Source organism: Microbacterium sp. A93, from assembly GCF_051842835.1.
In genome coordinates this window covers 145,868-170,334 of record NZ_JBPXMT010000011.1, presented here as the reverse complement: position 1 = coordinate 170,334, position 24,467 = coordinate 145,868, and the positions used below count along the sequence as shown (strand labels likewise).

Here is a 24,467-nt window from a genome sequence, read left to right as displayed (position 1 = left end):
GACGGAGCCATTGGCCAGTCGTCAGTTCGGAAGCTCAGCTCTCCCAGTTGTCGGCGAGCTTCGACAGCAACCGGGCGAGCTCGCGACTCTCGTCCTCGGTAAATGACTCAAGCGCACGAGAGAGCACCTGCCGCCGCTCGCCACGCATGCCGCGGGCGATCTTGCGACCCTCATCTGTGAGCGCAATGCGCGTGCGGCGCGCGTCGTCGAGGTCGGCCTCGCGCTGTACGAGGCCACGCTGAACCCCCTGTTGCACCAGGCGCGAGGCGCGAGGCTGGTCGACACCGACGGCTTCACCGAGCGCACTGACGCTGAGTGGTTCGGATGCTACAGCGAGAGCCTCGAGCATCCGCATCCAGGCCGGCCCGCCCAGGCGTCCGCCCGGCCCGCTCGCCCACGGTGGGGGGACGATCCCGCGGGCGCCACGCGGATGCTCACCGTGCCCTGGGCCGTGTTCGCCGCCGTGACCGTGCAAGTCGCCGATGAGGTCGCCGCGCATTCCGTGCGGTCCACCGTGGCCGCGGCCATGCGGTCGCCGCCCACGCAGGCGCGACAGTGCCTGCGCGATGGACTCGGCGGGGTCGGGATTGTCAGTGCTCACGCATTTGATTTTACATGCGACTTGACATGTATCTAGTTTGCATGTCACACTACATATACATGCAAGGTTACAAGCAAAGGACTTCTTCCATGAACAGCATCAACACTGATGAGAACAACAACACTGCAAACAGTCGCCCATTCGGATTCTGGCTCAAGGCCGTCGATCGCCTGATGGCGGCCGAGTTCGCCTCCGCCTTCGACTCCGAGGGCATCACGCGCCGCGAGTGGCGCCTCCTGAACGTCATCGACGGCACCGCTCCGAGTGGCCACCCGAAAAGCGACCGCCCGTCGCAGCCACGTAAGTTGCCCGCCCACAAACTGGCGCGACTGATCGAGCTCGGCTGGGTGACGGATGCCGATGGCACCTGGACCCTGACCGACGAAGGCCGCACGGCCAAGGAGCGCCTCGGCAGCGTCGTCGAAGGCATCCGCGCGAAGGTCACCGATGCGGTTCCCGCTGAAGACCTCGCCACCACCATCGCCACGCTCGAGCAGCTTGCTCGCGCGTTCGGATGGGATGAGGAGACGCCGCTCCCCCGTGGGCGCGGACATCGTGGGTTCGGGCACCGACACGGGTTCGGACGCCACGGCCACGGCCACAGCCACAGCCACGACCACAGCCACGAGGGTTGCCGCCATGGCGAACGCGGCTTCGTGCATGACACCAACCACGAGAACCACAGGCCTCACCCTCACGGCGGGCCTCACGATCACCGCGGCCACGCCCGCGCCCGTTTTGCGCACTTCGCGCAGGGCGCCTACGAGCGGGGCTTCGACTCCGGCTTCAGTCGTGGTCGCGACGACCGCTGACCTGCACCTCGCAGGCTGTATGAACAACGTCGGTTATGAGCGCTCATAACCGACGTTTTCCATACCCCCGCGGTAGAGGGGCAGGCAGGCCGAGGCCTCCGCCGCGGATGTCAGCCTTGCGTCGCCAGGAACACCATGAGGCCGATGGCGCCGACGATCAGCACCGTGAGACCACCGTAGATCGCGATCGTCCAGCCGCGGTAGCTTTGCCCGGCTGTTCCGCCAGCGGCCGGACTGACGTAATTCCGCGTCGCTTCATCGCGAGCCGTTGCGGCGCGTGATGCCGCCGCACGTGACTCAGCTTTCTGTGCAGCGGTCGGCGGCATAACCTCCTGCTTGTGGGCGGATGCCGAGGTCCAGGTGTCGTCGGGCGCCCAAGTGCTGCGTTTGCGGAGCGCAGGAGCGTCCGCTGTGTCAGTTCCGGTGTTCTCGGATGGCGCCGGCGGAACGACCGGCGCGGCACTGGGAGGGGGCGGCGCCCCGAATTTTGGCGGTGGCGGCACTTCGAAACCGTCGATGGCCGCTTCTGCGTCCGGGACGTCGACCGTCTCCGGTGCGGGGACGTCGAATGGCTCCACCCCCGCTGCCAGGGGCGAGGCGGGCGCGATCGGTGCGCCGGCGGGCTGCTCAGTCGTGGCATCCTCGCCGGGACCTTGCGGATTCTCCGTGTTTTCGATGCTCACGCTCTTGATACTACGTGTGCGCCCGCTCTCGGAGTCGGGTTGACGTCGGGCGATCAGCCGCCGAGTGATCCGACGTCGGTTGTGCCGACATTCGTGCGGTGGAAGTTCTGGAACGAGCGGGAGGCCGTCGGCCCGCGCTGGCCCTGATAACGGTTGCCGTAGGGCCCGGAGCCGTACGGATTCTCAGAGGGCGAGGAGAGTCGGAAGAAGCAGAGCTGACCGATCTTCATCCCTGGCCAGAGCTTGATCGGCAGGGTGGCGACGTTCGCGAGCTCCAGGGTGACATGACCGGTGAAGCCCGGGTCGATGAAGCCCGCGGTGGAGTGCGTGATGAGGCCGAGACGCCCGAGCGACGACTTGCCTTCCAGACGAGCGGCGATGTCGTCGGCAAGGCTGACCTGCTCGAAAGTGGCGCCCAGCGCGAACTCGCCGGGGTGCAGAATGAACGGCTCATCCGGCTTCACCTCGATCAGCCTGGTGAGCTCGGGCTGATCCTCGGCAGGATCGATGAAGGGGTACTTGTGGTTGTCGAACAGGCGGAAGTACCTGTCCAGGCGCACGTCGATGCTCGACGGCTGGATCATCTCCGGCTCGTGCGGAGACAGGCCGATCCGGCCGGCGGCGAGTTCTGCTTTGATGTCGCGGTCGCTGAGAAGCACGGCACCAGCCTACGGCCAGATCGCGCCGATCCCGTTGCCGAGGGCATTGGCACCGAGGATGAAGAGCAGCACAGCCATGATGGTGTGGTTCTCGCGGGTCAGCCAGGTGTGCAGCGCAGCCAGCGGTGTGTGCATACGGTCGGAGGCGATGAGATACGCGGCCACCGGGATGATGACTGTGGACGAAGCCATCAGCACGAATACGGCCATGGCGAGCATGAGCCCCTCAAGGCTCAGATCGGCAGCCCCCAGGTCGACGCCGACACTCGCGCCGAGTATCACGTTCTTTGGGTTCGCTGCGGAGAGGATCAGTCCAAACTTCAGACCGTCACCGAATCCGAAGGTGTCGATCTTCTGCATCCATGCTGGCAGCTCAGGCTTCTCATCGCCGTGCGGGCGCTTGCGCCACTGCTTGACCGCCAGCCAGATCAGCAGCCCGCCCAGGACCAGCTTGATCGCGCCTTCCCAGGAATTCCGCGCGTGATGCTGATGGGTGGGCAGGATCGACGCGAGGGCGGTGAGCGCCACGATCACCGCAAGGGTGCCGACCACCCAGCCGAGCAAGAAGCCCAGGCTGCTCAAGCGGGCACGAGGACTCAAAAGCGTGAGGATCACGACGATGATCGGCACCGGGCTGATCGCGATGCCGACGGCGAACGGGAGCATCTCCCCGATGATGGCGCCCATCAGCCGTGCCTCCGCGGTGCGTGTTCAAAGATGAGGTTCGTCGTGGTTCCGGCGACTTCTTCGCGCACGCTGATGGTGTCGGCGACGAGTTCGCGCAGCGCCTGGGCGTCACGAACGGCGACGTGCACCAGGAAGTCGCGGTCACCGGCGAGGAAGTACACCCGCCGCGTCGCGGGGAGCGACTCGAGATAGTACTGGAAGCGGTGGAGATTGCCGCGGGCGTGGGCTTGGAGCCGGATCGCGATGAGTGCCTCCAAGTGCAGGCCGACGGCTTCGGGATCGATCTCGGCACGGAAACCGATGATCGCGCCGGCGCTTGTCAGGGCGCGCATCCGCTTGTGGCAGGTCGATTCGGCGACGCCAACGCGAGCGGCCAGTTCGGTGTTCGAAACTCGTCCGTCGCGCTCGATCTCGATAAGGATGGCGCGGTCGATGTCGTCGAGGTCTGCGAACCGCGAAGAATCCTTCTCAGACATGACTGATTCCCTTCTCGTCGCGAGGATCCTATTCGCGTTTGGTGCAGTTGGCGAGGATTCTTTCAATCTCAACCGGATGACGGGGCAGATCTGCCATCCTGGACATATCTGTCGTATCTCGACTTCTGTCGCATCTCGGGAGGTTTGCAATGGCGCACTCGATCGTCATCGGAGCTGGCATGGTCGGACTCGCGACCGCTTGGCATCTGCAGGAGCATGGTGTCGAGGTCACAGTCCTCGACCGCACCGGCGTCGCCGCTGGTTCATCCTGGGGAAATGCCGGCTGGCTCACGCCCGGTAAGGCGATTCCGCTGGCTGATCCAAGCCTGTGGACGTATGGACCGAAGGCGCTGCTGGATCCGGATGCCGCACTGCACGTGCCGTTCCGAGTGGATGCCGCGCTCTGGGGGTTTCTCGGACGCTTCGCCGCGCACGGCACGCACCGCGCGTGGGATCGCACGATGGCGGCGCTCACTCCGATCGACAAGCTGGCTCTGTCCGCCTTCGATGAACTCACAGACGGCGGTGTCGACTCGTGGACTCGGGAGGGCCCGTTCGTCATCGGGTTCACGGAAGAGCGGCATGCGAAGGGGTTCCTCGGAGAGATCGCCGGAGTGGTCCGGCACGGACAGGACGCGCCGTTGGAGAGACTGGAGAATCCGCGCGAACTTGCTCCGATGCTTTCGGATGCGGTGAAGGTCGCGTATCGGCTCGACAAGCAACGGTTCCTGGAGCCGGCGCCGTTCGTGCAGGCGTTGGCGGATGCCGTCGTCGCGCGCGGAGCGGTGCTACGCACCGATGCCGAGGTGGCACGCGTGGACGGTGGGGTTGCTGGTTCTGCTGGTTCTGCTGCGAGTGTGGTTCTCGCATCCGGTGAGCGGCTCTCTGCCGATTCTGTCGTGGTGGCGACCGGGGCGTGGATGCCGAAACTCGCGCGCTCGCTGGGAGTCAGGGTCCCTGTTCAAGCGGGGCGCGGCTACTCATTCACCGTCGACACCGACGAGCCGGCGACGCATCCGGTATATCTGCCGGCGCAGCGGATCGCCTGCACGCCGTATCAGGGCAGGTTCCGGATCGCGGGGACCATGGAGTTCCGTGGTCCGGACGAGCCACTTCAGGCCCGCCGCATCCAGGCGATCATCAATCAGACACGCACTCTGATGCAGGGCGTGGATCTCGACAACCGGCACGACGAGTGGGTGGGTTCGCGGCCCGTGACTCCTGACGGCCTGCCGATCGTCGGCGCCACGCGCGCACCGGGCGTGTACGTCGCCGGCGGCCACGGAATGTGGGGCATCGTGCTCGGCCCTGTCACGGGCAAGCTGCTCGCCGAGCAGATCGTCACCGGGAAGGTACATCCGGCGATCGAGCCGTTCAACCCGCTGCGGTAGCGTCTTGCGGCGGAGCTGACCTCGCTTTTATTGTTATGCTGGCGGGGCGCCGCAAGGCCGCGGGACTGTAGTTCAATGGTAGAACTTCTGCTTCCCAAGCAGATAGCGCGGGTTCGATTCCCGTCAGTCCCTCCATCAATCGCGAAGCCAGATGCTCGCCCACGTCCGGTCAACAACCGCCCGCTGGGATGAAAGTCAGCAATTGGGGACCTAGGTCTCTAATACCGCAATCGTTCTCACGAGATAATTCTTCTGCATACTGCTCGGGTTCACCCCGGACATCAGCGCGCTACCCGAACTTCCCCACTCACCGCCCTCGACCTGGGAATCATCGTCGTTCCCGGAATGTGCAGCTCCATGCGCCCTTCGCAGTCTTCGTTCGCGCCTCACCGTCGCTCCCGCATGGCCGGAGTCGCGACGACGCTGGCACTCATCGCCGGGTCGCTGCTCATGCCACTCTCGGCATCCGCGGCTGCGCCGATCGTGATCGACGACTTCAACGGCAACCGCATCGCGGCGCCGACCGTCACGGTTGAAAACACCGGAACGAGCACCACACCCACTGTCAGCGACCCCGTGAAGCGTATTGAGCTCTACGGTGACGGCAACAGCAGGACCTCAGCTTCGCTGCAATACAGCTTCGCGGAGACAGATCTCACGTCGGCTGGAACCAACACGCAGTTCATGGTTGGCCTCGAGAGCGTGACCCGGGGTCCGGACGTGACCGCCGGCCCCTTAGCGGTCTCCGCGGAGATCACCCTGACCGACGCTTCGGGCAACACCGGACGTTACGGAGCGAGCTTCCCGAACGTCACAGACTTCGATCTCGTGTTGAATTTCTACTGCACCCCCGAAACTCCGTCGTGCTTCACCCCGAGCGTCGACTTCACTCGGATCACCGATGTCACACTGACGTTCTACTATCCCCGCAACTATGACCCCGGTCACTCCACCGTCGTCGTTCTTGATGAGCTGCGCACCACCCCGACTGGTGGCGCGCAGCCACTTGCCCCATCTGCAATCGTCACGCACACTGCGCCGGCAGCCACCAATGGGATCGTCTGGGTCGATGAGCCGACAATGCTCACGTTCACCACGAGCTTCATGTCCAACGGGGCTCTGGCCGCGCTTGCAGACAACCCCACTGTCGCTGACGTCACGGTCAGCGGCAGCGGCCTGCAGGCCTCGGTCGAGTCTCTTGCGGGAACGAACCCCTACACCGTGAGCGTCCTGGTTGAATCTGGCTCGGGCACACTCACTCCGACAGTTCACGCAGGTGCCGTCACAGATACCTGGGGCCAGCCCAGCCTTGCGGGCTCCACGACTGTGACAGTTCAGCAGGGAACCGCTCCCGGTGCGGTCACGCCCGCCGCGCTATCGGCGTTTGCGGATGCGCCTTTTTCCGCCCAGCTCAGTGCGACGGGTACCCCCACGCCGAGCTTCGCTTCGACCGACCTCCCTGCCGGCTTCTCTCTCAGTAGCAGCGGCGTGCTGTCCGGAGCCCCAGCAGCGACCGGCACCTTCGACATCCCTGTACGCGCTGAGAATCCGCTCGGACACACCGATCAGATCGTCACCCTCACTGTCGAGTCCCTCGCGTTCACCAGCCCTGCAGCGGCAACCTTTTCCACAACAGCCATTGGAAGCTTCGACGTCACCTGGACCTCAACCAGCCCTGCAAACCTCAGCGGTCTGGATGACCTGCCGCCAGGCCTCACCGCCACCTCTGACCCGGACGAGAACCGCCTCACCATCGCCGGCACCCCCGACAACGGCGGCAGCTGGACACTCCCACTCGTTCTGACCCTCGCATCCGGCAACACAGTGACGCAGGATCTCGTCATCGACGTGACCGAGGCTCCGCGCTTCACCAGCGGCTCGACTTTCACCGCTGCCGTCGACGTCCCCTTCACTGCCCAGATCACGACGGACGGGTGGCCAGCGCCAGCGCTCACCGTCGTGGCGGAAGACCTTCCTGAAGGACTGACTTTCGTTGACAACCTCGATGGAACCGCGACGCTGAGTGGCACTCCGACGGGCTGGGGAGGAGTCTCCACGCTCGAAGTCAAAGCGACCACCGGCACCGAGACGGCCACGCAACAGCTCAGCATCGAGGTGCACTCCATCCCGGCTGTCGGCGCTCCCCTCGACCTTCGAGCTGAGGTTGGTGCCACAGCGTCCACGCGCATCACCGTGCTCGCATTCCCCACTGCGACCCTCACTCCGAGTGCGTTGCCGGATTGGATCACGCTCACCCGCAACTCGGCGACCGAATGGACGCTCACCGCCGCGCCGACGGTACAGGAACAGCCCGTGACCGTGCATCTGACCGCAAGCAATGCCAACGGCGTGACGCCGAGAGACGTCTACGTCTCAACATTCGCCAAGCCGTCGATCTCAGGTCCCACATCGCTCATCTTCGCCCAGGGACAACCAGTGCCCGCAGACGTGGTCTTCACTCTGTCCGGCGAACCAGCCCCCCTCGCAGAGGGAGGCGCGCTTCCCCCCGGTCTCAATTGGACGGCCACCGACGGCAGCCTGACGATCGCCGGGACACCAACCGAGGTTGGCACCTTCACCGCGACGCTCACGGCCACAAGTGCAGATGGCACCGCCACGCACAACATCACCATCACGGTCGACGAGCTCCCCACGATCGCTAACATCCCCACCTCCGTCTTCCCACTGGGCACGCCGATCGACGTGAGGGTGGATGCTACGGGAAGCCCGGCGCCCACCATCACCGCGACCGACCTCCCGGACGGGCTCAGCCTCGTCGACACCGACGACGGCGTGAGGATCACTGGCACCCCGACCCATTCTGGACAGTCAACGGTCACCCTCACCGCGACGAACCGGTCAGGATCCGCGACGACAACGTGGACGATCGAAGCGGGAGAAGGCCCCGCCTTCACCTCCGCCGACGTGGCGACGTTCGAATTAGACGTCGCAACGTCGTTTGTTGTCACAACCAGCGGGTACCCCACACCATCACTGACCCTTGGCGACGTACTTCCGACCGGGCTGTCATTCACCGACAACGGTGACGGCACGGCGACGATCGCCGGTACCCCCACCGAAGCGGGAGACCAGACGGTTCGCGTTACCGCCACCAACTCTTACGGCAGCGTTGATCAAGCTCTCGCCCTCACCACGTGGGAGGCTCCGACGGTCACCTCTGCACCGACTGCGTCCTTCCAGGTTGGCGTCGAGGGAGTGTTCCAGGTCACCTCCTCCGGATCCCCGACGCCGTCCCTGACTCTTAGCGGCGCACTCCCCTCCGGGCTGTCATTCTCCGACAACGGCGACGGAACCGCGTCGATCTCCGGGACTCCGGCCGTTCAGTCTGCGGGAACGTTCCCCCTGACCATCACCGCAATAGTCGCTCCCGGCGCCGCCCCGGTGCCGCTTCTCGCCCTCGCATTGGCCGTGGGCGAGGTCAGCGCCGTGACGCAGGATCTCACGTTGACGATCGCTCCGGCGGATGCGGTTGACCCCGTGGATCCGGTTGATCCCGTGGACCCCGTGGACCCCGTGGATCCCGTGGATCCCGTGGATCCGGTTGATCCGGTAGACCCTGTGGATCCCGTCGACCCAGTCGATCCCGTCGACCCTGTGGATCCCGTGGACCCAGTCGATCCCGTAGATCCCGTAGATCCCGTAGATCCCGTAGATCCCGTAGATCCCGTAGATCCAGTCGACCCGGTGGACCCCGTGGCACCCATCGATCCTGTGAGCCCGGTCGACCCGACAACGCCGAGCGACCCCGGATCGACCCCAGTCGATACAGCACCCGCGACTGGCAACATCGCATCCCCTGCCTCTGGTCTTGCTGCAACAGGAGCCGATTCGACCAGCATCCTCGCGCTTGGCGCCTTGCTGATGGCTACCGGGCTGTTCGTGCGGATGCGAGCGCGGAAGTGGACACGGCTCCCTCAGACGAGCTGACGGCGCGAGCCGGAGGTAGGCGACTTCGCCCTTGGTATCCGCTAGAAGAGCGGATGCCAGATCGCGGCTGAGACCCGCTTTCACGACGATCCGCTGCAGCACCATGTCCGAGAGGTTGTCGGCCATGGGATACGCCGGAACGAGCCACCCCTTCATCCGCAGTCGATCCGCGAGGTAGCGTGACGGCACTCCTCTACAAGGCACCCAGCACGCGGAGCGCCCCCACCAGCAGGATGCCACCGGCTGTGATCAGCTGGAGGTACGCGATGATGAGCCCGAGGATCGCAACCCAGCGGATGCGCCCAGGGCGCGCGGACGCGCGATGGCCGATGATGACCGCCGCGACACCCACCAGCACCGCCAGCAGTCCGCCGAACACGACTGGTCCGAAGATGAAGAACAGCAAAGCAAACACACCAGCAGCCAACGAGATCAGATGGTGCGCACGGTTGCTCGTGACGCTCGTTGATTCACTCATATTCGCCCCCTCCGATCCCCCTCCGATCCCCATCCGGGACACTACAGCCACCCCTTCTTCCTGAACACGACATACAGCCCGAACCCCATCGCCAGCATCGCGCCGATGGCGAGCGGATACCCGAAGGTCCAGTGAAGCTCCGGCATCACCTCGAAGTTCATCCCGTAAATCGTGCCGACGAGGGTGGGGGCGAAGAGGATCGCCGCCCATCCGGAGATCTTCTTGACCTCTTCGTTCTGACGGATACTGAGCTCCGTCATCCGTCGCATCTCCTCGTTCTGACGGCGAGCGACGATCGTCGATTCGACGGTCAGTGCGTTATCGAGGACCGTGCGGAACGTCGCAGCCCTGTCGGAGATCCGTAGCGCGTGATCGAGCACGTCTCGCAGATACCGTTGCAGCTCGACATCCACCTCGTACTTCTCAGAACCGCGCAGCAGCGCCTCGATCATCCCTGCCAACGGCTGCGTCGCGCGCTGGAAATCGATCACCTCGCGGGCGAGTTTGTAGATGCGCTCTGTGGCATCGGCATCCTCGACGAACAACTGGCTCTCGATCTCGTCAATGTCGTTCTCAAGACCGGCAAGCACGGGCGCATACTTGTCGACGACCTCGTCGACAATGGCGTAGAGCACCGCCTCCGGCCCCCGCGCCAGCAGCGCGGAGTCGTGTTCAAGCCGAGTGCGCACTCGCGCCAGGTCGGGCGATTCGGCGTGCCGGATCGTCACTACGAAGTCGGGCCCGACAACGATGTGCACCTCGCCGAACTCGACTTCTTCCTCGGCATCGAGATATCGAGCCGGACGCAGCACCAGGAACAGCACGTCTCCGTAGCGCTCCAGCTTCGGTCGCTGATGCCCAGACAGCGCATCCTCAACGAGGAGGTCGTGCAGTCCCAGCTCGTCCGCGACCTCGCGCACCTCCTGTGCATCCGGCCGGTATAGCCCGATCCAGGCCATGCCCCCACGCTCGCGCATGAGCTCGAACGTCTCGTTCAGACTCGTCGAGTTCTCGGTGCGGATGCCATCCACATAGATGCCGTTGTCGATGATCGCCATCATTCCCCTTCCCACCGCGGATGCCCGCCTTCATACGGATCCGACTCTAGGTCATGGTCCCGCGGTGCCACCTACATCCGCCCAATCCGGCACCAAAGGAGGACGTGCCAGAACCCACTTCGCCCGTAGCGTCGAAGACATGATCACAGCAGAAGGCCTCACGAAGAGGTTCGGAGACAAGACAGCCGTCCAGGACGTGTCCTTCACGGTCAAACCCGGAACCGTCACGGGCTTCCTCGGCCCGAACGGTGCCGGCAAATCCACCACGATGCGCATGGTCGTTGGCCTTGACCGTCCCACCTCGGGCCGAGCGACCGTCAACGGGCAGGAATACCGCAAGCTGCGCGCACCCCTCACCGAGGTCGGCGTGCTGCTCGACGCGAAAGCCGTCCACACGGGTCGCACCGCGCGAAACCATCTGCGTGCGATGGCCGCCACTCACGGCATTCCGCTGTCGCGCGTTGACGAGGTCATCGACCTCGCCGGCATCGGCTCCGTCTCACGAAAGCGCGCCGGCAAGTTCTCGCTCGGCATGGGACAACGCCTCGGCATCGCCTCGGCACTGCTCGGAGACCCACACACGCTGATCCTCGACGAGCCGGTGAACGGCCTCGACCCTGAGGGCGTGCGCTGGGTGCGCCAATTCGTCCGCCACGCGGCATCCGAGGGTCGCACGGTGCTGCTGTCCAGTCACCTGATGAGCGAGATGGCGCAGACCGCCGATCACGTGATCGTCATGGGCCGCGGGCAGGTACTCGCGGATGCTCCACTCGAAGAGCTCGTTCGGGCGTGGACAAGGAACACCGTCCTGGTGCGGAGCCCTCGTACCTCTGACCTCGCCGCCGCGGTGGCCGGTCCCGACATCGAGATCGTCAGCACGAGCCCCGAGACGATCGAGATCGTCGGGCTGCCGGCATCCCGTATCGGAGACATCGCCGCAGACCGCGGCATCCCCATCCACGAGCTGACTCCGGCCACCGGTTCTCTCGAGGATGCCTATCTCGCACTCACCGGTGAATCGGTCGAGTACCGCTCGAAGGAGATCTCATGACCACCGTGGCTCCCGCCGCTCCGGCGCCGCTGCGCACGCAGAGTGCGTCGCCGTACCGCCTCACGTTCTTCCGGACTGTGCACAGCGAATGGATCAAGCTGTCCACGCTCCGCTCGACCTGGTGGTCGATCGGCCTCGTCGCCCTGCTGACGATCGGCATCGCCGTCCTCGTTGCACTCGCCATGGACGTGCCGGGATTCGAGCCCATCCAGGCCGTGGTCTCGCCCATCCAGTTCACGATGCTGCTCGCGGGCATCCTCGGGGTCATCGCGGTCACAGGCGAATACTCGACCGGGATGATGCGCTCCACGCTGGCTGCCGATCCAGTCCGCGGATCGGTCCTCGCTGCGAAGGCGATCGTCGTCGCAGTATTCATGTTCGTCGCCTCGTTCGTGATCTCCCTCGTCGCTGCGATCGCGGTCACACCGATCTTCGCCGGCAGGGACATGCCGTTCGCCTGGGATGACCCGGCCAAATCGATCCTGCCGATCCTCGCCTCATCGATCTCGATGGCGGTCTTCGCCCTGATCGGCGTCGCGTTCGGCTTCCTCATCCGCTCCGGCGCCGGCGCGATCGCCGCGACCGTCGGACTCCTGTTCGTCCTCCCGATCGTGGGAAGCATCTTCGCAATGCCAGGAGAGGAGTGGCAGTGGATCGGTGACGTCATCGGACACCTGCCGATGGCCGCAGCGCAGAGCGCGATCCTGCCGCAGGATGACTGGGGCCTGCCCCTCGTCGAGGCCTACCTGACGCTGGCCGCATGGGTCACCGCGGGGATGCTGTCCGCCTGGGCGGTACTGCGCACTCGCGACGCGTAAAGTCGAGGCCGTGATGAATTCGCGCAGCCGCAGCACCGCCGTCCGTGAGGACGACGAGCTGCGGCTGCCGCGTCCGCCCGGCATCATCCGGCGCTTCTGGGCGCGGCATCCGATCGCAGCCGATGTCATCATCGCCGTCATCTGCCTCCTCCTCGGGATCGCGCCGGCAACTTTCTTCACCTCATACGAAACGACACCCGGCGGCGGGATCAGGGTCATCGACCCTCCACCAGTGATCACCAATGTCATCCTCGTGGTTCTGGTCGTGATCGCCTGCGCCCTGCTGTTGCGCCGCAGGCAGTGGCCAGTGGTGACCTTCGCCGCCTCGTACGCGGTAGCTGTCGCGTATCTGTTCCTGCTCGAGCCCGCAGGCGGCCCGCTTCTCGTCGTCACGAGTTACACGCTCGCGGTCTATCGCTCGACTCGTGCCGCATGGACGGGGCTGGGGATCGGCATCGGAACGCTGACGCTCATCTCATTCATCCTCGAGCGCGCCGGAGCCATCACGCTCCAGGATGCGCTGAACGGTGTCCTCGGCCAACTCACGCTCGCGCTGATTGGAACACTGATCGGCATCAACGTCGGCGGCCGCAAGCGCTATATCGAGGCGGTCATCGACCGCTCCCGGCAGCTGCTTACCGAACGCGATCAGCAAGCGCAGATCGCAGCCGCGAGCGAGCGTGCGCGCATCGCCCGCGAAATGCACGACATCGTCTCCCATTCGCTCACCGTGATTGTCGCCCTCTCTGAGGGCGCCGCGGCGACCGCCGATCAGGACAGAGCTCGGGATGCCGCGACGGCCGCCGCGGCGACCGCGCGTGGCGCCCTCACCGAGATGCGGTCGATGCTCGGCGTCCTCCGCGATGCAGACTCTGACCTCCCGCTGGCTCCGTCCGCGCCGGTGCAACCGCACGTCACCGTCGCGACCGCACAGAATGCCGGCTATCCGGTCACGCTCACGACCACCGGAGAGGCGAACGTGACGCCGGCGGTGAGCTTCGCGATCGGCAGGATCGTGCAGGAGGGGCTCACCAACGCCATGCGGCATGCCCCGCACGCGTCAAAGATCGAGGTGCGCATCGACTACTCAGCGGATCCGATCGTGGTCGAGATCTATAACGATGGGGCCTCGGGCCCCATCGGCACGACCGGGTTCGGGCTGCGCGGACTGAGCGAGCGCGCGGCTCACGTGAACGGCACACTGCAGTCGGTACCCGCAAGCGATGGCCGATGGATGCTTCGTGCGGAGTTGCCTGCGGCATCCGACTCTCCCCCTTCTCCTGCAATTGAGGATGCCCCATGACCGAGCCCATTCGAATACTCCTCGTCGATGACCAGGAGCTCATCCGGGTCGGCTTCCGCCTGGTGCTCGAGGCGGAAGCCGACATGGTCGTGGTCGGTGAGGCGAGTGACGGCGAGGAGGCGATCCGGCGGGCGACGGAGTTCACACCGGACGTCGTGCTGATGGACATCCGGATGCCGGGGCTCGACGGGATCGCCGCGACGGAGGCAATCGTGCAGGCGCTGCCGGATACCCGGGTGCTGGTGCTGACCACGTTCGACCTTGACGAGTACGCGTTCGGTGCGATCCGTGCGGGCGCGAGCGGATTCCTCCTCAAGGACGCGCAGCGGCATGAGCTGACCTCAGCAGTGCGGGCCGTGCATCGTGGCGATGCGGCGCTCGCGCCGCGTGTCACCCGCCGGCTGCTCGAGCACCTCGGGCCTCATCTGGCTCCCGCGAGCGACGAGCCCGATCCCACCGCGTCACTCACCGAGCGCGAGCGCGATGTTTTCCTCGCGATCGCCCGCGGCCACACCAACGCAGAGATCGCGCAGAGCCTGTTCCTGAGCGAGTCGACTGTCAAGACGCATGTCGGGCGCGTGCTGATGAAGCTCGAGGCCAGGGACCGCGTGCACGCCGTGATCCTCGCGCATCGGCATGGGATGGTGTGAGGGGCCGCCGTGTGGGCGAGCGGCTTCTTCGGAGATGTGCGGGATCCTCGGACGTTCTAACCGCATTCGTCCGAAGCAGGCGCACAACTCCGAGCGAGGCGTACGGTGCACCGCCATGGCCAGCCGTCGGCGCAGTGCGGTATGCTCCCGGGTATTGTCAACAATTTTGCTGACGACGACGGGGTCGCTGCGAGATGCACGAAGAGAGTGCTGCGGCATCCGTAGTGCACAATCGAGGAGTCCCGTCACTCGAGAGGAAGACGTCCAGTGCCCGACAATTCTGACGTCCGCAGCAAGCTGCGTGAAGCCGTTCTGCGCGGATCCTACGCGCCGCGCCAGCGCCTGATCGAAGCCGATCTCGCCGAGGAATATGGCGCGAGCCGCTTCACACTGCGCAATGCACTCATCCAACTCGAGGCGGAAGGGCTCGTCGAACTGACGCCGAACCGTGGGGCGCGCGTGCGCGAGATCACCCCCGAAGAGGCTGTCGAGATCACCGAGATCCGGCAGTCCGTCGAGGGCCTGGTCGCCGCTCGAGCGGCCGAGCGGGTTACCGATCCGCAGATCGTCATCCTCCGTCAAATCGGCGAGGAGATGCGCGAAGCCATCGCGCATCACGAGCTGATGCGCTACTCGGAACTGAACGTCACGCTGCACGGTACGATCCGTGACATCGCCAAGCACAGCACGGCCACCCGCGTGCTCGAGCAGCTCAACGGCCAGATGGTGCACCACCAGTTCCGCCTCTTCCTTGTGCCCGGACGGCCGAGCACGTCGTTCCCAGAGCACCTCGCGATCATCGAGGGCGTGTGCACGCGCGATCCACTCAAGGCGCGCGCCGCCATGGAGAAGCACGTCGGCAGCGTGATCACCACGCTGACCGAATTCGCGAAGACCACGGCCGTCCGCTGACCTGGTTGCCGTCGGTTGTCGCGGATTGTTATCAATCTCGCAAACATAATTGACAACGGTATGTGACGACGCGTACGGTCAGGGCATCGGGTGACGCAGCAGTCGCCCATTACCCAAACCCTGACACGACGGAGTGACATGAAAAAGGCAGGCTTTTTCGCCCTCGCGGCGATCACCGCTCTGGTTTTGACCGGATGCACCGACTCGGATGCCCCCACCACCGGCGCTGGCACCGACGGCGACTCGGGTAGCACCGCAGAGCTGACCCCCGTCAAGGTCGGCGTGATCCCGATCGCCGACACCGCAGCCATCTACCTCGGAGATGCCCAGGGCTTCTTCGAAGATGAGGGCCTCGACCTCACCATCGAGACCGCCACCGGCGGTGCAGCCATCGTGCCGGCCGTCGTCTCCGGCGACTACCAGTTCGGCTTCAGCAACACGCTGTCGCTGATGGTCGCCGCCGACCAGGGCCTCGACATCAAGATGGTCTCCTCCGCTGTCTCCACCACTGGCGACACCACGAAGGACATGGGCGCGGTCATCACCAAGGCCGACTCCGGCATCTCCTCACCCGCGGATCTCGCCGGCAAGACCGTCTCCAGCAACAGCGTCGGAAACATCAACGACACTGTGGTTCGCGATGGCGTTGACGAAGCGGGCGCGGACTCCTCGACGATCAGCTTCGTCGAAGTGCCCTTCCCCGACGCGATCGCCGCGGTCGAGAACGACCAGGTTGACGCAGCATTCGTCGTTGAGCCCTTCGTCACCTCCGCAATCGAGGCCGGGCTGAACGTCGTCACTTACGCGTACGCGGATTTCGACCCGAATCTCGATATCGCGGCTTACTTCGCTCTGAGCGACGTCGACCCTGACCTGCTGACGAAGTTCCAGTCGGCTATGCAGAAGTCGCTCGAGTACGCCGATGCGAACCCGGATGCCGTCCGCGAGATCATGGCCACCTACACGAAGACTCCTCCCGAGGTGTTGGCAACGATCACGCTGCCGAAGTACCCGACCGAGATGGATCGCGCGTCGATCGAGAAGCTCGCTGCGGCGGCTCAGAAGTACGGCGTCCTGTCGGCCGAGCCGGACTTCGATAACCTTCTGCCGTGACAGCCGTCATCAACACTCTGAGCGAGGTGCGGCGGCTACGTCGCCGCACCTCCTCGGGGGCTGGCGCCTGGCTGGGTGCAGTTGGCGTGGTCGCATTCCTGGCCATCTGGGAAATCGTCTCGCGACTGGGCCTGGTCGACCCCCGCTTCGTGCCACCGGCCAGTGAGGTGCTCGTCCGCTTCGGCGAGTACGTCATCGACATGGCCTTTTGGCGCGATGTCGGCTCCACCATGCTCAGCTGGTCGCTGGGCCTGGTGATCTCCGTTGTCGCGGCGACCGTGATCGGATTCCTCATCGGATCGAGCCGATTCCTCGAGCGCCTTACGCACTCGACGATCGAGTTCCTCCGCCCGGTTCCGTCCGTGGCGCTCATCCCGTTGGCTGTGCTGCTGTTCGGTACGAAGATCCAAGCAGGACTCCTGCTCATCGTCTACGCGGCGTTCTGGCAGGTCCTGCTGCAGGTCATCTACGGCGCGAAGGATGTCGACCCGGTCGCGGATGCCACGGCAAGAAGCTACGGCCTCACCCGTTTCCAGCGCATCCGTCACGTCATGTGGCCGACGGCCCTGCCGTACCTCATGACGGGCATCCGCCTGGCTGCCGCTGTCGCCCTGATCCTCGCAATCACCGCCGAGCTCATCATCGGAACTCCGGGGTTGGGCAAGCAAATCGCCGAGACTCGTGAAGGCGGCGACATCACTGGCATGTATGCCCTGATCCTCGCCACCGGACTCATCGGCGTCGCAATCAACCTGGTTGTTCGGTTCGTCGAACGACGCGTGCTCGCATGGCACACCTCAGTGCGAACGGAGGCACTCGGATGAAGTTCCTCAAGGCTGTCTTCTTCCTACTCGCGCTGCCGATCGTCCTGGTGCTGTGGTGGTGGATCTCCACGATCGTCAACCCCAGCTTCTTCGTGCCGACACCCGGCGAGCTGGTCACGACGTTCTTCGACACCTGGTTCGGTGAACGCTTCACCAAGGACGTGCTTCCCAGCATCGGCCGCCTGTTCCTCGGAATCGCCGGATCGATTGTGATCGGCGTGGGTCTGGGTCTGCTCATCGGATCGTTCAAGCCGCTGCGGCAGTTGCTCGAGCCGCTGCTGGAATTCTTCCGCGCGATCCCGCCGCCTGTGCTGCTGCCACTGCTGATGATCATCATCGGCGTCAACTGGCGGATGCAGGTGTTCGTGATCATCTTCGGATCGCTCTGGCCCGTGCTGCTGAACACCGTCGAGGGCGTCCGAGCCACCGACGAGGTGCAGCGCGACACGGCGCGCAGCTACGGCCTGGGACGCATGGCGCGCCTCCGCTACCTGATCCTTCCCGCAGCGGCGCCGCAGATCCTGGCGGGCGTGCGCCAGTGCCTGTCGATCGCCCTCATCCTGATGGTGATCTCCGAGCTCTGGTACACGTCGGCCGGTCTCGGTTTCACCATCATCCAGTTCCAGCGCAACTTCGCCATCCCGGAAATGTGGAGCGGCATCCTCGTGCTGGGTCTGATCGGTCTCGGTCTTGCGGTGCTGTTCCGCTACACCGAGCGCTACCTCCTTCGCTGGTACCACGGATTGAGAGAAGTCCAACGTGAGTCCTGAAAACACCACCACCCCCGTCCTCCTTGTCGAGGGGCTGCGCAAGATCTACCCGGCGCCGACGCCGCAGGCCGAAGCCGTCGAGGCGATCCGCGATCTGACGTTCAGCATCCCTCAGGGGCAGCTCGTCTGCATCGTCGGCCCGTCCGGCGCCGGAAAGACGACGCTGCTGAAGTGCATCGCCGGTCTCTTGCCGCCCACAGCGGGCAGGCTCGAGATCGAGGGCAAGCCCATCACCGGTCCACCGAAAACCATGGCTGTCGTCTTCCAGGAGTACGGGCGCAGCCTGTACCCGTGGATGAGCGTGCAGGCCAACGTCGAACTGCCACTGAAGAGCGCGGGCATCTCGAAGGCCGAGCGCCGCCAGCGCTCGAGCGAGGCACTCGAGGCGGTTGACCTGTCGGACGCCGCGGACAAGTACCCGTGGCAGCTCTCCGGAGGCATGCAGCAGCGCGTCGCAATCGCCCGCGCCGTGGCATACCGCCCGCAGATCCTGCTGATGGACGAGCCGTTCGCGGCCGTCGACGCGCAGACCCGCGCCGATCTCGAGGACCTCGTCCGCAAGATCTGGAAGGAGCTCGGCGTCACCGTGCTGTTCGTCACGCACGACATCGACGAGTCGGTCTACCTCGGCCAGCGCGTCATTGTGCTGTCGAACCGTCCGACCGTCGTGCAGGATGATGTGACGATCAATCTGCCAGACGAGCGCGACCAGTTGACGACGCGCTCCGACCCGCGGTTCGTGGAACTGCGCCGTCACATCTACGGTGAGATCCAACGAGCCAAGACGAACGCCGGCGGCAGCGAGCAGCCCAAGTCTGCCTGACGCCACAGGAACCTTCCGAGAGGACACACGTCATCCCGACCCCGGAACGCCGACGGACTTCGCACGCCGTCGCCGCGATCATCGCCCTGTGCCTCGTCGCAGTGATGATGCGGCCGGCGATCTCTGCCGTTGGCCCGTTGATCGACCGGATGTCTGCGGACACCGGCATCCCGCTCGCACTTCTGGGCGCACTGTCGACGATCGTGCTGATCACGTGGGCCGTGGTGTCGCCGTTTGCGCATGGCTTCGGGCGACGGCTGGGGTTGGGCGGTGCGGTGCTGGCCGCGCTCGGCCTGCTCGCGGTAGGCCTCCTCGTGCGGTCGCTGCCCGGCTCGAGCGTCTGGCTCTGGATCGGCACAGGCCTGATCGGCGTCGCGCTGGCGATCGGGAACGTGCTGATGCCGGCAGTGATCAAGCGGGACTTCCCGTTGCGCGTGCCGATGATGATGGGCGTGTACTCCGCTCTTCTGGGCGGGGCGGGTGCCGTGGCATCCGGTTTGGCGGTTCCGCTGGCCGGACTCAGCGGGAACGACATCGGAGCCGGATGGCGGATGTCGCTGCTGATCACCGGCGGCGCGATCCTGCCCTTCGCCCTGATCGCCTGGTGGCTTGTAAGTCGGCGAGAGGTGCGGATGCCGGCGCTCGGCCGCGCTCCGCGCGTTGGAATCTGGCGGGATCCGGTGGCTTGGCAGGTCGCCGGCTACATGGGCGTGCAATCGACGAGCTTCTACGTGCTGGTCACCTGGCTCGCATCCGTATCAATCTCGACGGGGCGTAGCGCCGCGATCGCGGGTTTCGACGTCATGCTCTACCAGGTGTTCTCGCTGGTGGGCTCACTCACGGTGGCGCTCGTGATGCACGGACGCGGCGCACGGCTGACACCTGCTCTACTGCCGATTCTGGGGATCGCGGGGATCGCCGGGCTCATGATCTGGCCGGGCGCGATCGGATTCTGGGTTGTGCCGCTCGGCCTATTCTCCGGCGCTTCGCTCGGGGTCTCGCTGACGCTGATGGCGCAGCGCGCACGCGACCACAGCACCTCATCCGCGCTGTCGGGCATGTCGCAGTCGGTCGGATACGCCATCGCCGCGATCGGTCCGGTGCTCTTCGGCGCCGTGCAGGCCGCGACCGGCAGCTGGACCGTGCCGCTGACCATTCTTCTGGTCGCGATGGTGCTGCAGGGCGCGATCGGAGTGTTCGCCGCGCGGGACCGGTACGTGCTCTCCCGCTAACGCCAACTCCACCCCATACCAGCCGCGAGACTTCGCGAATGTACCCGTTTCGACGCGTTTCTGGGACATTGGTGAAGTCTCGCGGGCGGAGGCGGAGGTCAGTCCTCCGTCGCGCGCACCGCGTGGCGGTCGGCGATCAGGGTGTCGCGCACCGTGCGGCGGAGCACCTTGCCGATGAGCGAGGTTGGCAGTTCCTCCCAGACCAGGTAGGAGCTCGGGCGCTTATACTCGGCCAGACTCTCGCGCGCGGCTTCGCGGGCGGCATCCTCGTCGAACGTCGCGCCTTCTTCGAGTACGACGACAGCAGTGACGACCTCGGCTCCGCTTCCGCGCGGGATGCCGACCACAGCGGATGCCGCAACGCCAGGAACCGTCACGATGACCTGCTCGACCTCGCTCGGCGACACGTTGAAGCCGCCGGTGATGATGAGTTCCTTCTTGCGGTCGACGACTGTGACGAAGCCGTCGACATCCTGCACGACGAGGTCGCCGGTGCGCAGCCAGCCGCCCTCGAGCAGGGTGGCCGCTGTCTCCTCCGGCCGATTCCAGTACCCCTGGAACACCTGCGGTCCGTGGATCAGCAGCTCACCGGAATCGCCGAGCTCGACCTCGCGGGTGGGCTCGTCCGGGTCGACGACCTTGATGTCCGTGGACGGGAACGGGATGCCGATCGCTCCGATGCGCCGAGCATCCGTGAACGGGTTCGCAAGCGCGACTGGACTGGTCTCGGTAAGCCCGTAGCCCTCGTTGAGCATGCTGCCCGCCTGGTCCTCCCAGCGCTTCACGATCGCCGGGGTCAGCGTCATCGCACCGGAGATCGCGTAGACGACGCCGGTCAAATCGAGCTTGCCTTCCTTGGCGACGCGGGCGAGACGGTCGAACATCGGCGGCACCGCGGGCACGAACGTCGGCGGGAACTTCTTCGCGGCCTTCTCAACCAGCGCCGGATCGAACGTCGGGAAGAGCACGGCGCACGACCCGGTCTCGACGGAGTAGATGACCGAGAGCAGCACGCCGAAGGAGTGGAACATCGGCAGCAGCCCGTAGATGCGTCCGTCACCCCGGGTGAACTCGGGCATCCACGCCGCGCCCTGGCGGGCATTCGCCCACAGATTGGCGTGCGAAATCATCGCACCCTTGGGCGTGCCGGTCGTGCCGGAGGTGTACTGAAGCGATGCCAGATCGGATGCGGCCGGCCGCGGGTGCGACGCCGGAAGCGGCGCACTCTTCTCAAGCGTCGCGAACGGGAGGGTCCCCGGCGCGGGCGCGGTCAGCTTCTCACGCGACTCGCGCGCCTTCGCGATCGGCAGCGTCAGCGCGAGGCGCATCGCGAACGGCATGGCGCGGGTGATGTCGACGGAGATGATGTCGCGGATGCCGAGATCGGCGGGCAGCGCGCGCAGAGTCGGCACGAGCTTGTCCCACGTGATGACAACGGTCGCGCCGTGGTCACGGAACTGCACCTCGAGCTCGTCGCGGGTGTACAGCGGATTGTGCTCGACAACGACGGCGCCGAGGCGCAGCACAGCGTAGAAGGCGATGACGTGCTGAGGAGCGTTCGGCATGATGAGCGCGACACGGTCACCGGCCTTGACGCCCAGCCCCCGCAGCCCGTTCGCGACGCGGGAGACCCGGTCGCCGAGCTCGCGGTAACTGAGCGTCCTGTCGAAGAACGCGATCGCCGGGCGGTCTGACCACTGCGCGACGCGCTCGTCAAGCAGGTCACTGAGGGACCCAGTGACCGGCTCGATGTCGATGGGCGTCCCCGGCGCGTAGAACCGATTCCAGGCGCGCGTCTCGTTCAGCTGCATGGGAGAATCCTACGCGGTCGCTGTTCCCCGCCATCAGTCCGTCTATACGGCGCTAGCCTGCGGTTCCGCGCGTAAAGCGGAGGTTCCCGTCATATAGATGGGGTATCAGACGCGGGCGGCGCGCAGCTCGGCTTCGATGCGGGATGCCGTGTCCTGCAGCGCGGGCAGCAGCTCGGCGCGTACATCTTCGGCCGGCCCCCGTGCGGTGCTTGTCGAGACGTTGAGTGCCGCTGTCACCCCTGCCCGTGTCGTCAGCGGGACAGCAATCGACCGCAGCCCCTCCTCGAGCTCACCGTCGACCATGGCCCAGCCCTGCGAGCGCACGCGTTCGATCTCGGCAACGAGGTCATCCCGGTCGGCGCGGGTGCGCGGGGTGTGGGCGACGAGTTGCGTGGCGTCCAAGATGGTTCCGGCTTCCGGCTCAGGCAACGCGGCCAGCAGCACGCGCCCCATGCTGGTCGCGAACGCAGGCAGGCGAGTACCGATCGTGATGCGCACACTCATGATGCGGCGGGCAGCGGCACGGGCGACGTAGACAATGTCTGCGCCATCGAGAACAGCGACAGACACCGATTCGCCGATCTGGTGTGACAGGGCATCGAGGTGCGGCTGCACGATCTCGGGCAGTGACAGTGACGAAAGGTAGCCGTAGCCGAGCTCCAGCACCCGCGGGGTCAGCAGGAATCGAGCATCCGCCGTCGCCCGCACGTAACCGAGCTGCTCAAGCGTGCGCAAGAACCGCCGGGCTGCGGCCCGCGGAATCTCAGCCCGCCGAGCGACCTCGGCCAGCGACAGCTCAGCGGGTTCGCCATCGAATGCGCGGATAACAGTGAGCCCGCGAGCAAGCGACTGCACGAAATCAGCACTGGAGGCCGCTTCTGCAGGTGCAGCATCCGATTCAGTCACATCGAAACCCTAGCGTTCCAGCACGACGGCGAGCCCCTGCCCGACGCCGATGCAGATAGCGACGACCGCGACCCCGCGACCACGGCGGCGCAGTTCGTGCGCGGCATGGCCGATGATGCGACCGCCGGATGCGCCGAGCGGATGCCCGATCGCCAGCGCCCCGCCGTGCACATTCAGCCGCTCGGGATCAAGCTCCGGCCAACCGCGCAGGCACGCGAGCGACTGCGATGCGAATGCCTCATTGAGCTCGACGAAATCGACATCAGCCCAGGTGCGACCCGCGCGGGCGAGTGCCTTGTTCGCCGCTTCGATCGGCGCGATCGGGAAGTCATCGGGGTCGACGCCGTGCGCGGCGCGACCGGTGATGCGCGCGAGCGGCTCGGCATCGATGGCACCCTCGGCACCGAGAAGCACGGCCGATGCACCGTCATTGATCGACGAGGAGTTGCCTGCGGTCACGGTGCCATCTGCCATGAACAGCGCACGCAAGCCGCGCAGCTTCTCAACCGTCGAACCGTCGCGAATGCCTTCATCGCGCACCAGCTCCACACCGGGAACCTGCACGATCTCCTCGGCATAGATGCCGTCAGCCCATGCCTTAGCGGCGAGCTCATGAGAACGCACCGCGAAGGCATCCTGATCCTCACGGCTGATGCCGGCGACGCGGGCGGCCTTTTCGGCGGCTTCTCCATTGGAAATGATCCAATGAGTCGGCAGCGCGCTGTTGATCATCCGCCAGCCGATCGCGGTGTTCCACATGGTTTGGTTGCCCGTGGCAGGGAACGGCTTCGCGGACTTCTCCACGACGTATGGCGCCCGACTCATCGACTCGACCCCGCCGGCGAGAATGATCTCGGCATCCCCCGACTCGATCGCACGCGCGCCCTGGATGACCGCCTCGACGCTCGACGCACACAGCCGGTTCACCGTGGTGCCCGTCACCGAGGTCGGAAGCCCAGCCAGCAACGCACCCATCCGCGCGACATTACGGTTGTCTTCACCGGCCTGGTTCGCGTCGCCGAAGATAACATCCTCGATGCGCGCAGGATCGATTCCGGTGCGCTCGATAGTGGCCTTCATCACCACGGCAGCCAGATCATCGGGCCGGATGCCGGCGAGCGCACCGCCGGCACGTCCGAACGGGGTGCGCACAGCGTCGTAAATATAGGTGACGGTCATGAAAGCTCCACCAGCCGCCCTGCCCTGTCGAGCCGCCCGATCATGACGGTCGCCCCATCGGGGATGCCAGCGACGGCGGATGCCGCATCCGGCACGGTCTTGTCGATCACTGCGCCTCCTCGAGAGTGTTCGCTCTGCGAATGATGGTTCGCTATGCGGTGCCAGCATACTCCTTAGGGGACGTCACTGACCAGCCTTCGCCCTCGCCCTCGTACGGATGCAGGGCCAAACCCCGGATGCACGGCCATCCCTCGGCGTGTCGCCCTGCATCCGTACGATCGC

General features: G+C 65.6%; 23 protein-coding genes and 1 tRNA gene. 14 read left to right on the top strand and 10 right to left on the bottom strand.

Translation table 11 applies throughout. The annotated features are described in order from the left end of the window. Positions 1–34: 34 nt before the first annotated feature. The gene (locus tag ACSU1G_RS25550; protein WP_439282914.1) at positions 35–601 is read right to left on the bottom strand and encodes a MarR family winged helix-turn-helix transcriptional regulator; all 567 of its coding nucleotides are present in this window, start codon (positions 599–601) and stop codon (positions 35–37) included. Between the two features lie 89 nt (positions 602–690). Between ACSU1G_RS25550 and ACSU1G_RS25545 the strand changes: the two genes are divergently transcribed. After that, positions 691–1,413, top strand: a complete 723-nt coding sequence (locus ACSU1G_RS25545) for a MarR family winged helix-turn-helix transcriptional regulator (RefSeq protein WP_439282912.1) — start codon at positions 691–693, stop codon at positions 1,411–1,413. Positions 1,414–1,523: 110 nt separating this feature from the next. On the opposite strand, the gene ACSU1G_RS25540 is transcribed toward ACSU1G_RS25545, so the two are convergent. Genes ACSU1G_RS25540 through ACSU1G_RS25525 form a run of 4 tightly spaced genes read right to left on the bottom strand, consistent with a single transcriptional unit; the run spans position 1,524 to position 3,918 of the window. Then, positions 1,524–2,096 carry a hypothetical protein gene (locus ACSU1G_RS25540; RefSeq protein ID WP_439282911.1) on the bottom strand — a complete coding sequence of 191 codons (573 nt, stop codon included), beginning with the start codon at positions 2,094–2,096 and terminating at the stop codon, positions 1,524–1,526. A 53-nt stretch (positions 2,097–2,149) separates the two neighbouring features. Next, positions 2,150–2,755: a dCTP deaminase gene (dcd, locus tag ACSU1G_RS25535; protein ID WP_439282909.1), complete on the bottom strand. Its 606-nt coding sequence runs from the start codon at positions 2,753–2,755 to the stop codon at positions 2,150–2,152. Positions 2,756–2,764: 9 nt separating this feature from the next. After that, positions 2,765–3,442, bottom strand: coding sequence for a GAP family protein (locus tag ACSU1G_RS25530; RefSeq protein ID WP_439282907.1), 678 nt, complete (start codon positions 3,440–3,442; stop codon positions 2,765–2,767). Next, positions 3,442–3,918, bottom strand: coding sequence for an Lrp/AsnC family transcriptional regulator (locus tag ACSU1G_RS25525; RefSeq protein WP_439282905.1), 477 nt, complete (start codon positions 3,916–3,918; stop codon positions 3,442–3,444). The genes ACSU1G_RS25530 and ACSU1G_RS25525 overlap by 1 nt, the downstream gene beginning before the upstream one ends. 149 nt (positions 3,919–4,067) lie before the next feature. On the opposite strand from ACSU1G_RS25525, the gene ACSU1G_RS25520 reads away from it, so the two are divergent. The 3 genes from ACSU1G_RS25520 to ACSU1G_RS25510 all read left to right on the top strand — a co-directional run bounded on the left by ACSU1G_RS25520 (position 4,068) and on the right by ACSU1G_RS25510 (position 9,257). Next, entirely contained in the window at positions 4,068–5,309 is a 1,242-nt protein-coding gene (locus ACSU1G_RS25520) for an NAD(P)/FAD-dependent oxidoreductase (protein WP_439282903.1), read from the top strand. Between the two features lie 61 nt (positions 5,310–5,370). Further along, positions 5,371–5,444 (top strand) — tRNA-Gly (locus ACSU1G_RS25515). Positions 5,445–5,711: 267 nt separating this feature from the next. Then, on the top strand, positions 5,712–9,257 hold the full coding sequence (locus ACSU1G_RS25510; protein ID WP_439282902.1) for a putative Ig domain-containing protein: 3,546 nt from the start codon (positions 5,712–5,714) through the stop codon (positions 9,255–9,257). A 193-nt stretch (positions 9,258–9,450) separates the two neighbouring features. On the opposite strand, the gene ACSU1G_RS25505 is transcribed toward ACSU1G_RS25510, so the two are convergent. Continuing rightward, complete coding sequence (locus ACSU1G_RS25505; protein ID WP_439282900.1) at positions 9,451–9,735, bottom strand: hypothetical protein; 285 nt, start codon at positions 9,733–9,735, stop codon at positions 9,451–9,453. Positions 9,736–9,776: 41 nt separating this feature from the next. Beyond that, positions 9,777–10,793, bottom strand: a complete 1,017-nt coding sequence (gene corA / locus ACSU1G_RS25500; protein WP_439283131.1) for a magnesium/cobalt transporter CorA — start codon at positions 10,791–10,793, stop codon at positions 9,777–9,779. A gap of 139 nt (positions 10,794–10,932) precedes the next feature. Here corA and ACSU1G_RS25495 point away from each other — a divergent pair, with 139 nt between their 5' ends. The 10 genes from ACSU1G_RS25495 to ACSU1G_RS25450 all read left to right on the top strand — a co-directional run bounded on the left by ACSU1G_RS25495 (position 10,933) and on the right by ACSU1G_RS25450 (position 20,289). Next, positions 10,933–11,844, top strand: coding sequence for an ABC transporter ATP-binding protein (locus ACSU1G_RS25495; RefSeq protein WP_439282898.1), 912 nt, complete (start codon positions 10,933–10,935; stop codon positions 11,842–11,844). Continuing rightward, positions 11,841–12,662 carry an ABC transporter permease gene (locus ACSU1G_RS25490; RefSeq protein ID WP_439282896.1) on the top strand — a complete coding sequence of 274 codons (822 nt, stop codon included), beginning with the start codon at positions 11,841–11,843 and terminating at the stop codon, positions 12,660–12,662. Before ACSU1G_RS25495 ends, ACSU1G_RS25490 begins: the two co-directional genes overlap by 4 nt. Positions 12,663–12,675: 13 nt before the next feature. Next, the gene (locus tag ACSU1G_RS25485) at positions 12,676–13,965 is read left to right on the top strand and encodes a sensor histidine kinase (protein ID WP_439283129.1); all 1,290 of its coding nucleotides are present in this window, start codon (positions 12,676–12,678) and stop codon (positions 13,963–13,965) included. Then, positions 13,962–14,615, top strand: a complete 654-nt coding sequence (locus ACSU1G_RS25480; protein ID WP_439282894.1) for a response regulator — start codon at positions 13,962–13,964, stop codon at positions 14,613–14,615. The genes ACSU1G_RS25485 and ACSU1G_RS25480 overlap by 4 nt, the downstream gene beginning before the upstream one ends. 267 nt (positions 14,616–14,882) lie before the next feature. Then, positions 14,883–15,527 carry a GntR family transcriptional regulator gene (locus tag ACSU1G_RS25475; protein WP_439282893.1) on the top strand — a complete coding sequence of 215 codons (645 nt, stop codon included), beginning with the start codon at positions 14,883–14,885 and terminating at the stop codon, positions 15,525–15,527. Between the two features lie 138 nt (positions 15,528–15,665). Then, positions 15,666–16,640, top strand: a complete 975-nt coding sequence (locus ACSU1G_RS25470) for an ABC transporter substrate-binding protein (RefSeq protein WP_439282891.1) — start codon at positions 15,666–15,668, stop codon at positions 16,638–16,640. Continuing rightward, on the top strand, positions 16,637–17,464 hold the full coding sequence (locus ACSU1G_RS25465) for an ABC transporter permease (protein ID WP_439282890.1): 828 nt from the start codon (positions 16,637–16,639) through the stop codon (positions 17,462–17,464). Before ACSU1G_RS25470 ends, ACSU1G_RS25465 begins: the two co-directional genes overlap by 4 nt. Continuing rightward, a complete protein-coding gene (locus ACSU1G_RS25460; protein ID WP_439282888.1) occupies positions 17,461–18,234 on the top strand; it encodes an ABC transporter permease in 774 nt (257 codons plus the stop codon). Before ACSU1G_RS25465 ends, ACSU1G_RS25460 begins: the two co-directional genes overlap by 4 nt. Then, positions 18,224–19,057, top strand: a complete 834-nt coding sequence (locus ACSU1G_RS25455) for an ABC transporter ATP-binding protein (RefSeq protein ID WP_439282886.1) — start codon at positions 18,224–18,226, stop codon at positions 19,055–19,057. Before ACSU1G_RS25460 ends, ACSU1G_RS25455 begins: the two co-directional genes overlap by 11 nt. Positions 19,058–19,089: 32 nt before the next feature. Further along, positions 19,090–20,289 (top strand): MFS transporter, encoded by a 1,200-nt coding sequence (locus ACSU1G_RS25450; protein ID WP_439283127.1) that lies wholly within the window; start codon positions 19,090–19,092, stop codon positions 20,287–20,289. A 98-nt stretch (positions 20,290–20,387) separates the two neighbouring features. Here the strand turns inward: ACSU1G_RS25450 and ACSU1G_RS25445 are convergent, their stop codons facing one another. From ACSU1G_RS25445 to ACSU1G_RS25435, 3 genes are all read right to left on the bottom strand, one after another. Next, complete coding sequence (locus ACSU1G_RS25445) at positions 20,388–22,100, bottom strand: long-chain-fatty-acid--CoA ligase (RefSeq protein ID WP_439282884.1); 1,713 nt, start codon at positions 22,098–22,100, stop codon at positions 20,388–20,390. A 105-nt stretch (positions 22,101–22,205) separates the two neighbouring features. Further along, complete coding sequence (locus tag ACSU1G_RS25440; RefSeq protein WP_439282882.1) at positions 22,206–23,006, bottom strand: IclR family transcriptional regulator domain-containing protein; 801 nt, start codon at positions 23,004–23,006, stop codon at positions 22,206–22,208. A 9-nt stretch (positions 23,007–23,015) separates the two neighbouring features. Then, positions 23,016–24,185, bottom strand: coding sequence for a thiolase family protein (locus ACSU1G_RS25435; RefSeq protein ID WP_439282880.1), 1,170 nt, complete (start codon positions 24,183–24,185; stop codon positions 23,016–23,018). Between the last annotated feature and the right edge of the window lie 282 nt (positions 24,186–24,467).

What these genes read in the sequence shown, in the direction of transcription:
- ACSU1G_RS25545 (WP_439282912.1), top strand. Translation starts at nt 691, where the DNA reads ATGAACAGCATCAACACTGATGAGAACAACAACACTGCAAACAGTCGC.
- ACSU1G_RS25530 (WP_439282907.1), bottom strand. Translation starts at nt 3,442, where the DNA reads ATGGGCGCCATCATCGGGGAGATGCTCCCGTTCGCCGTCGGCATCGCG.
- ACSU1G_RS25525 (WP_439282905.1), bottom strand. Translation starts at nt 3,918, where the DNA reads ATGTCTGAGAAGGATTCTTCGCGGTTCGCAGACCTCGACGACATCGAC.
- ACSU1G_RS25520 (WP_439282903.1), top strand. Translation starts at nt 4,068, where the DNA reads ATGGCGCACTCGATCGTCATCGGAGCTGGCATGGTCGGACTCGCGACC.
- ACSU1G_RS25510 (WP_439282902.1), top strand. Translation starts at nt 5,712, where the DNA reads ATGGCCGGAGTCGCGACGACGCTGGCACTCATCGCCGGGTCGCTGCTC.
- ACSU1G_RS25505 (WP_439282900.1), bottom strand. Translation starts at nt 9,735, where the DNA reads ATGAGTGAATCAACGAGCGTCACGAGCAACCGTGCGCACCATCTGATC.
- corA (WP_439283131.1), bottom strand. Translation starts at nt 10,793, where the DNA reads ATGGCGATCATCGACAACGGCATCTATGTGGATGGCATCCGCACCGAG.
- ACSU1G_RS25495 (WP_439282898.1), top strand. Translation starts at nt 10,933, where the DNA reads ATGATCACAGCAGAAGGCCTCACGAAGAGGTTCGGAGACAAGACAGCC.
- ACSU1G_RS25490 (WP_439282896.1), top strand. Translation starts at nt 11,841, where the DNA reads ATGACCACCGTGGCTCCCGCCGCTCCGGCGCCGCTGCGCACGCAGAGT.
- ACSU1G_RS25485 (WP_439283129.1), top strand. Translation starts at nt 12,676, where the DNA reads ATGAATTCGCGCAGCCGCAGCACCGCCGTCCGTGAGGACGACGAGCTG.
- ACSU1G_RS25480 (WP_439282894.1), top strand. Translation starts at nt 13,962, where the DNA reads ATGACCGAGCCCATTCGAATACTCCTCGTCGATGACCAGGAGCTCATC.
- ACSU1G_RS25470 (WP_439282891.1), top strand. Translation starts at nt 15,666, where the DNA reads ATGAAAAAGGCAGGCTTTTTCGCCCTCGCGGCGATCACCGCTCTGGTT.
- ACSU1G_RS25460 (WP_439282888.1), top strand. Translation starts at nt 17,461, where the DNA reads ATGAAGTTCCTCAAGGCTGTCTTCTTCCTACTCGCGCTGCCGATCGTC.
- ACSU1G_RS25445 (WP_439282884.1), bottom strand. Translation starts at nt 22,100, where the DNA reads ATGCAGCTGAACGAGACGCGCGCCTGGAATCGGTTCTACGCGCCGGGG.
- ACSU1G_RS25435 (WP_439282880.1), bottom strand. Translation starts at nt 24,185, where the DNA reads ATGACCGTCACCTATATTTACGACGCTGTGCGCACCCCGTTCGGACGT.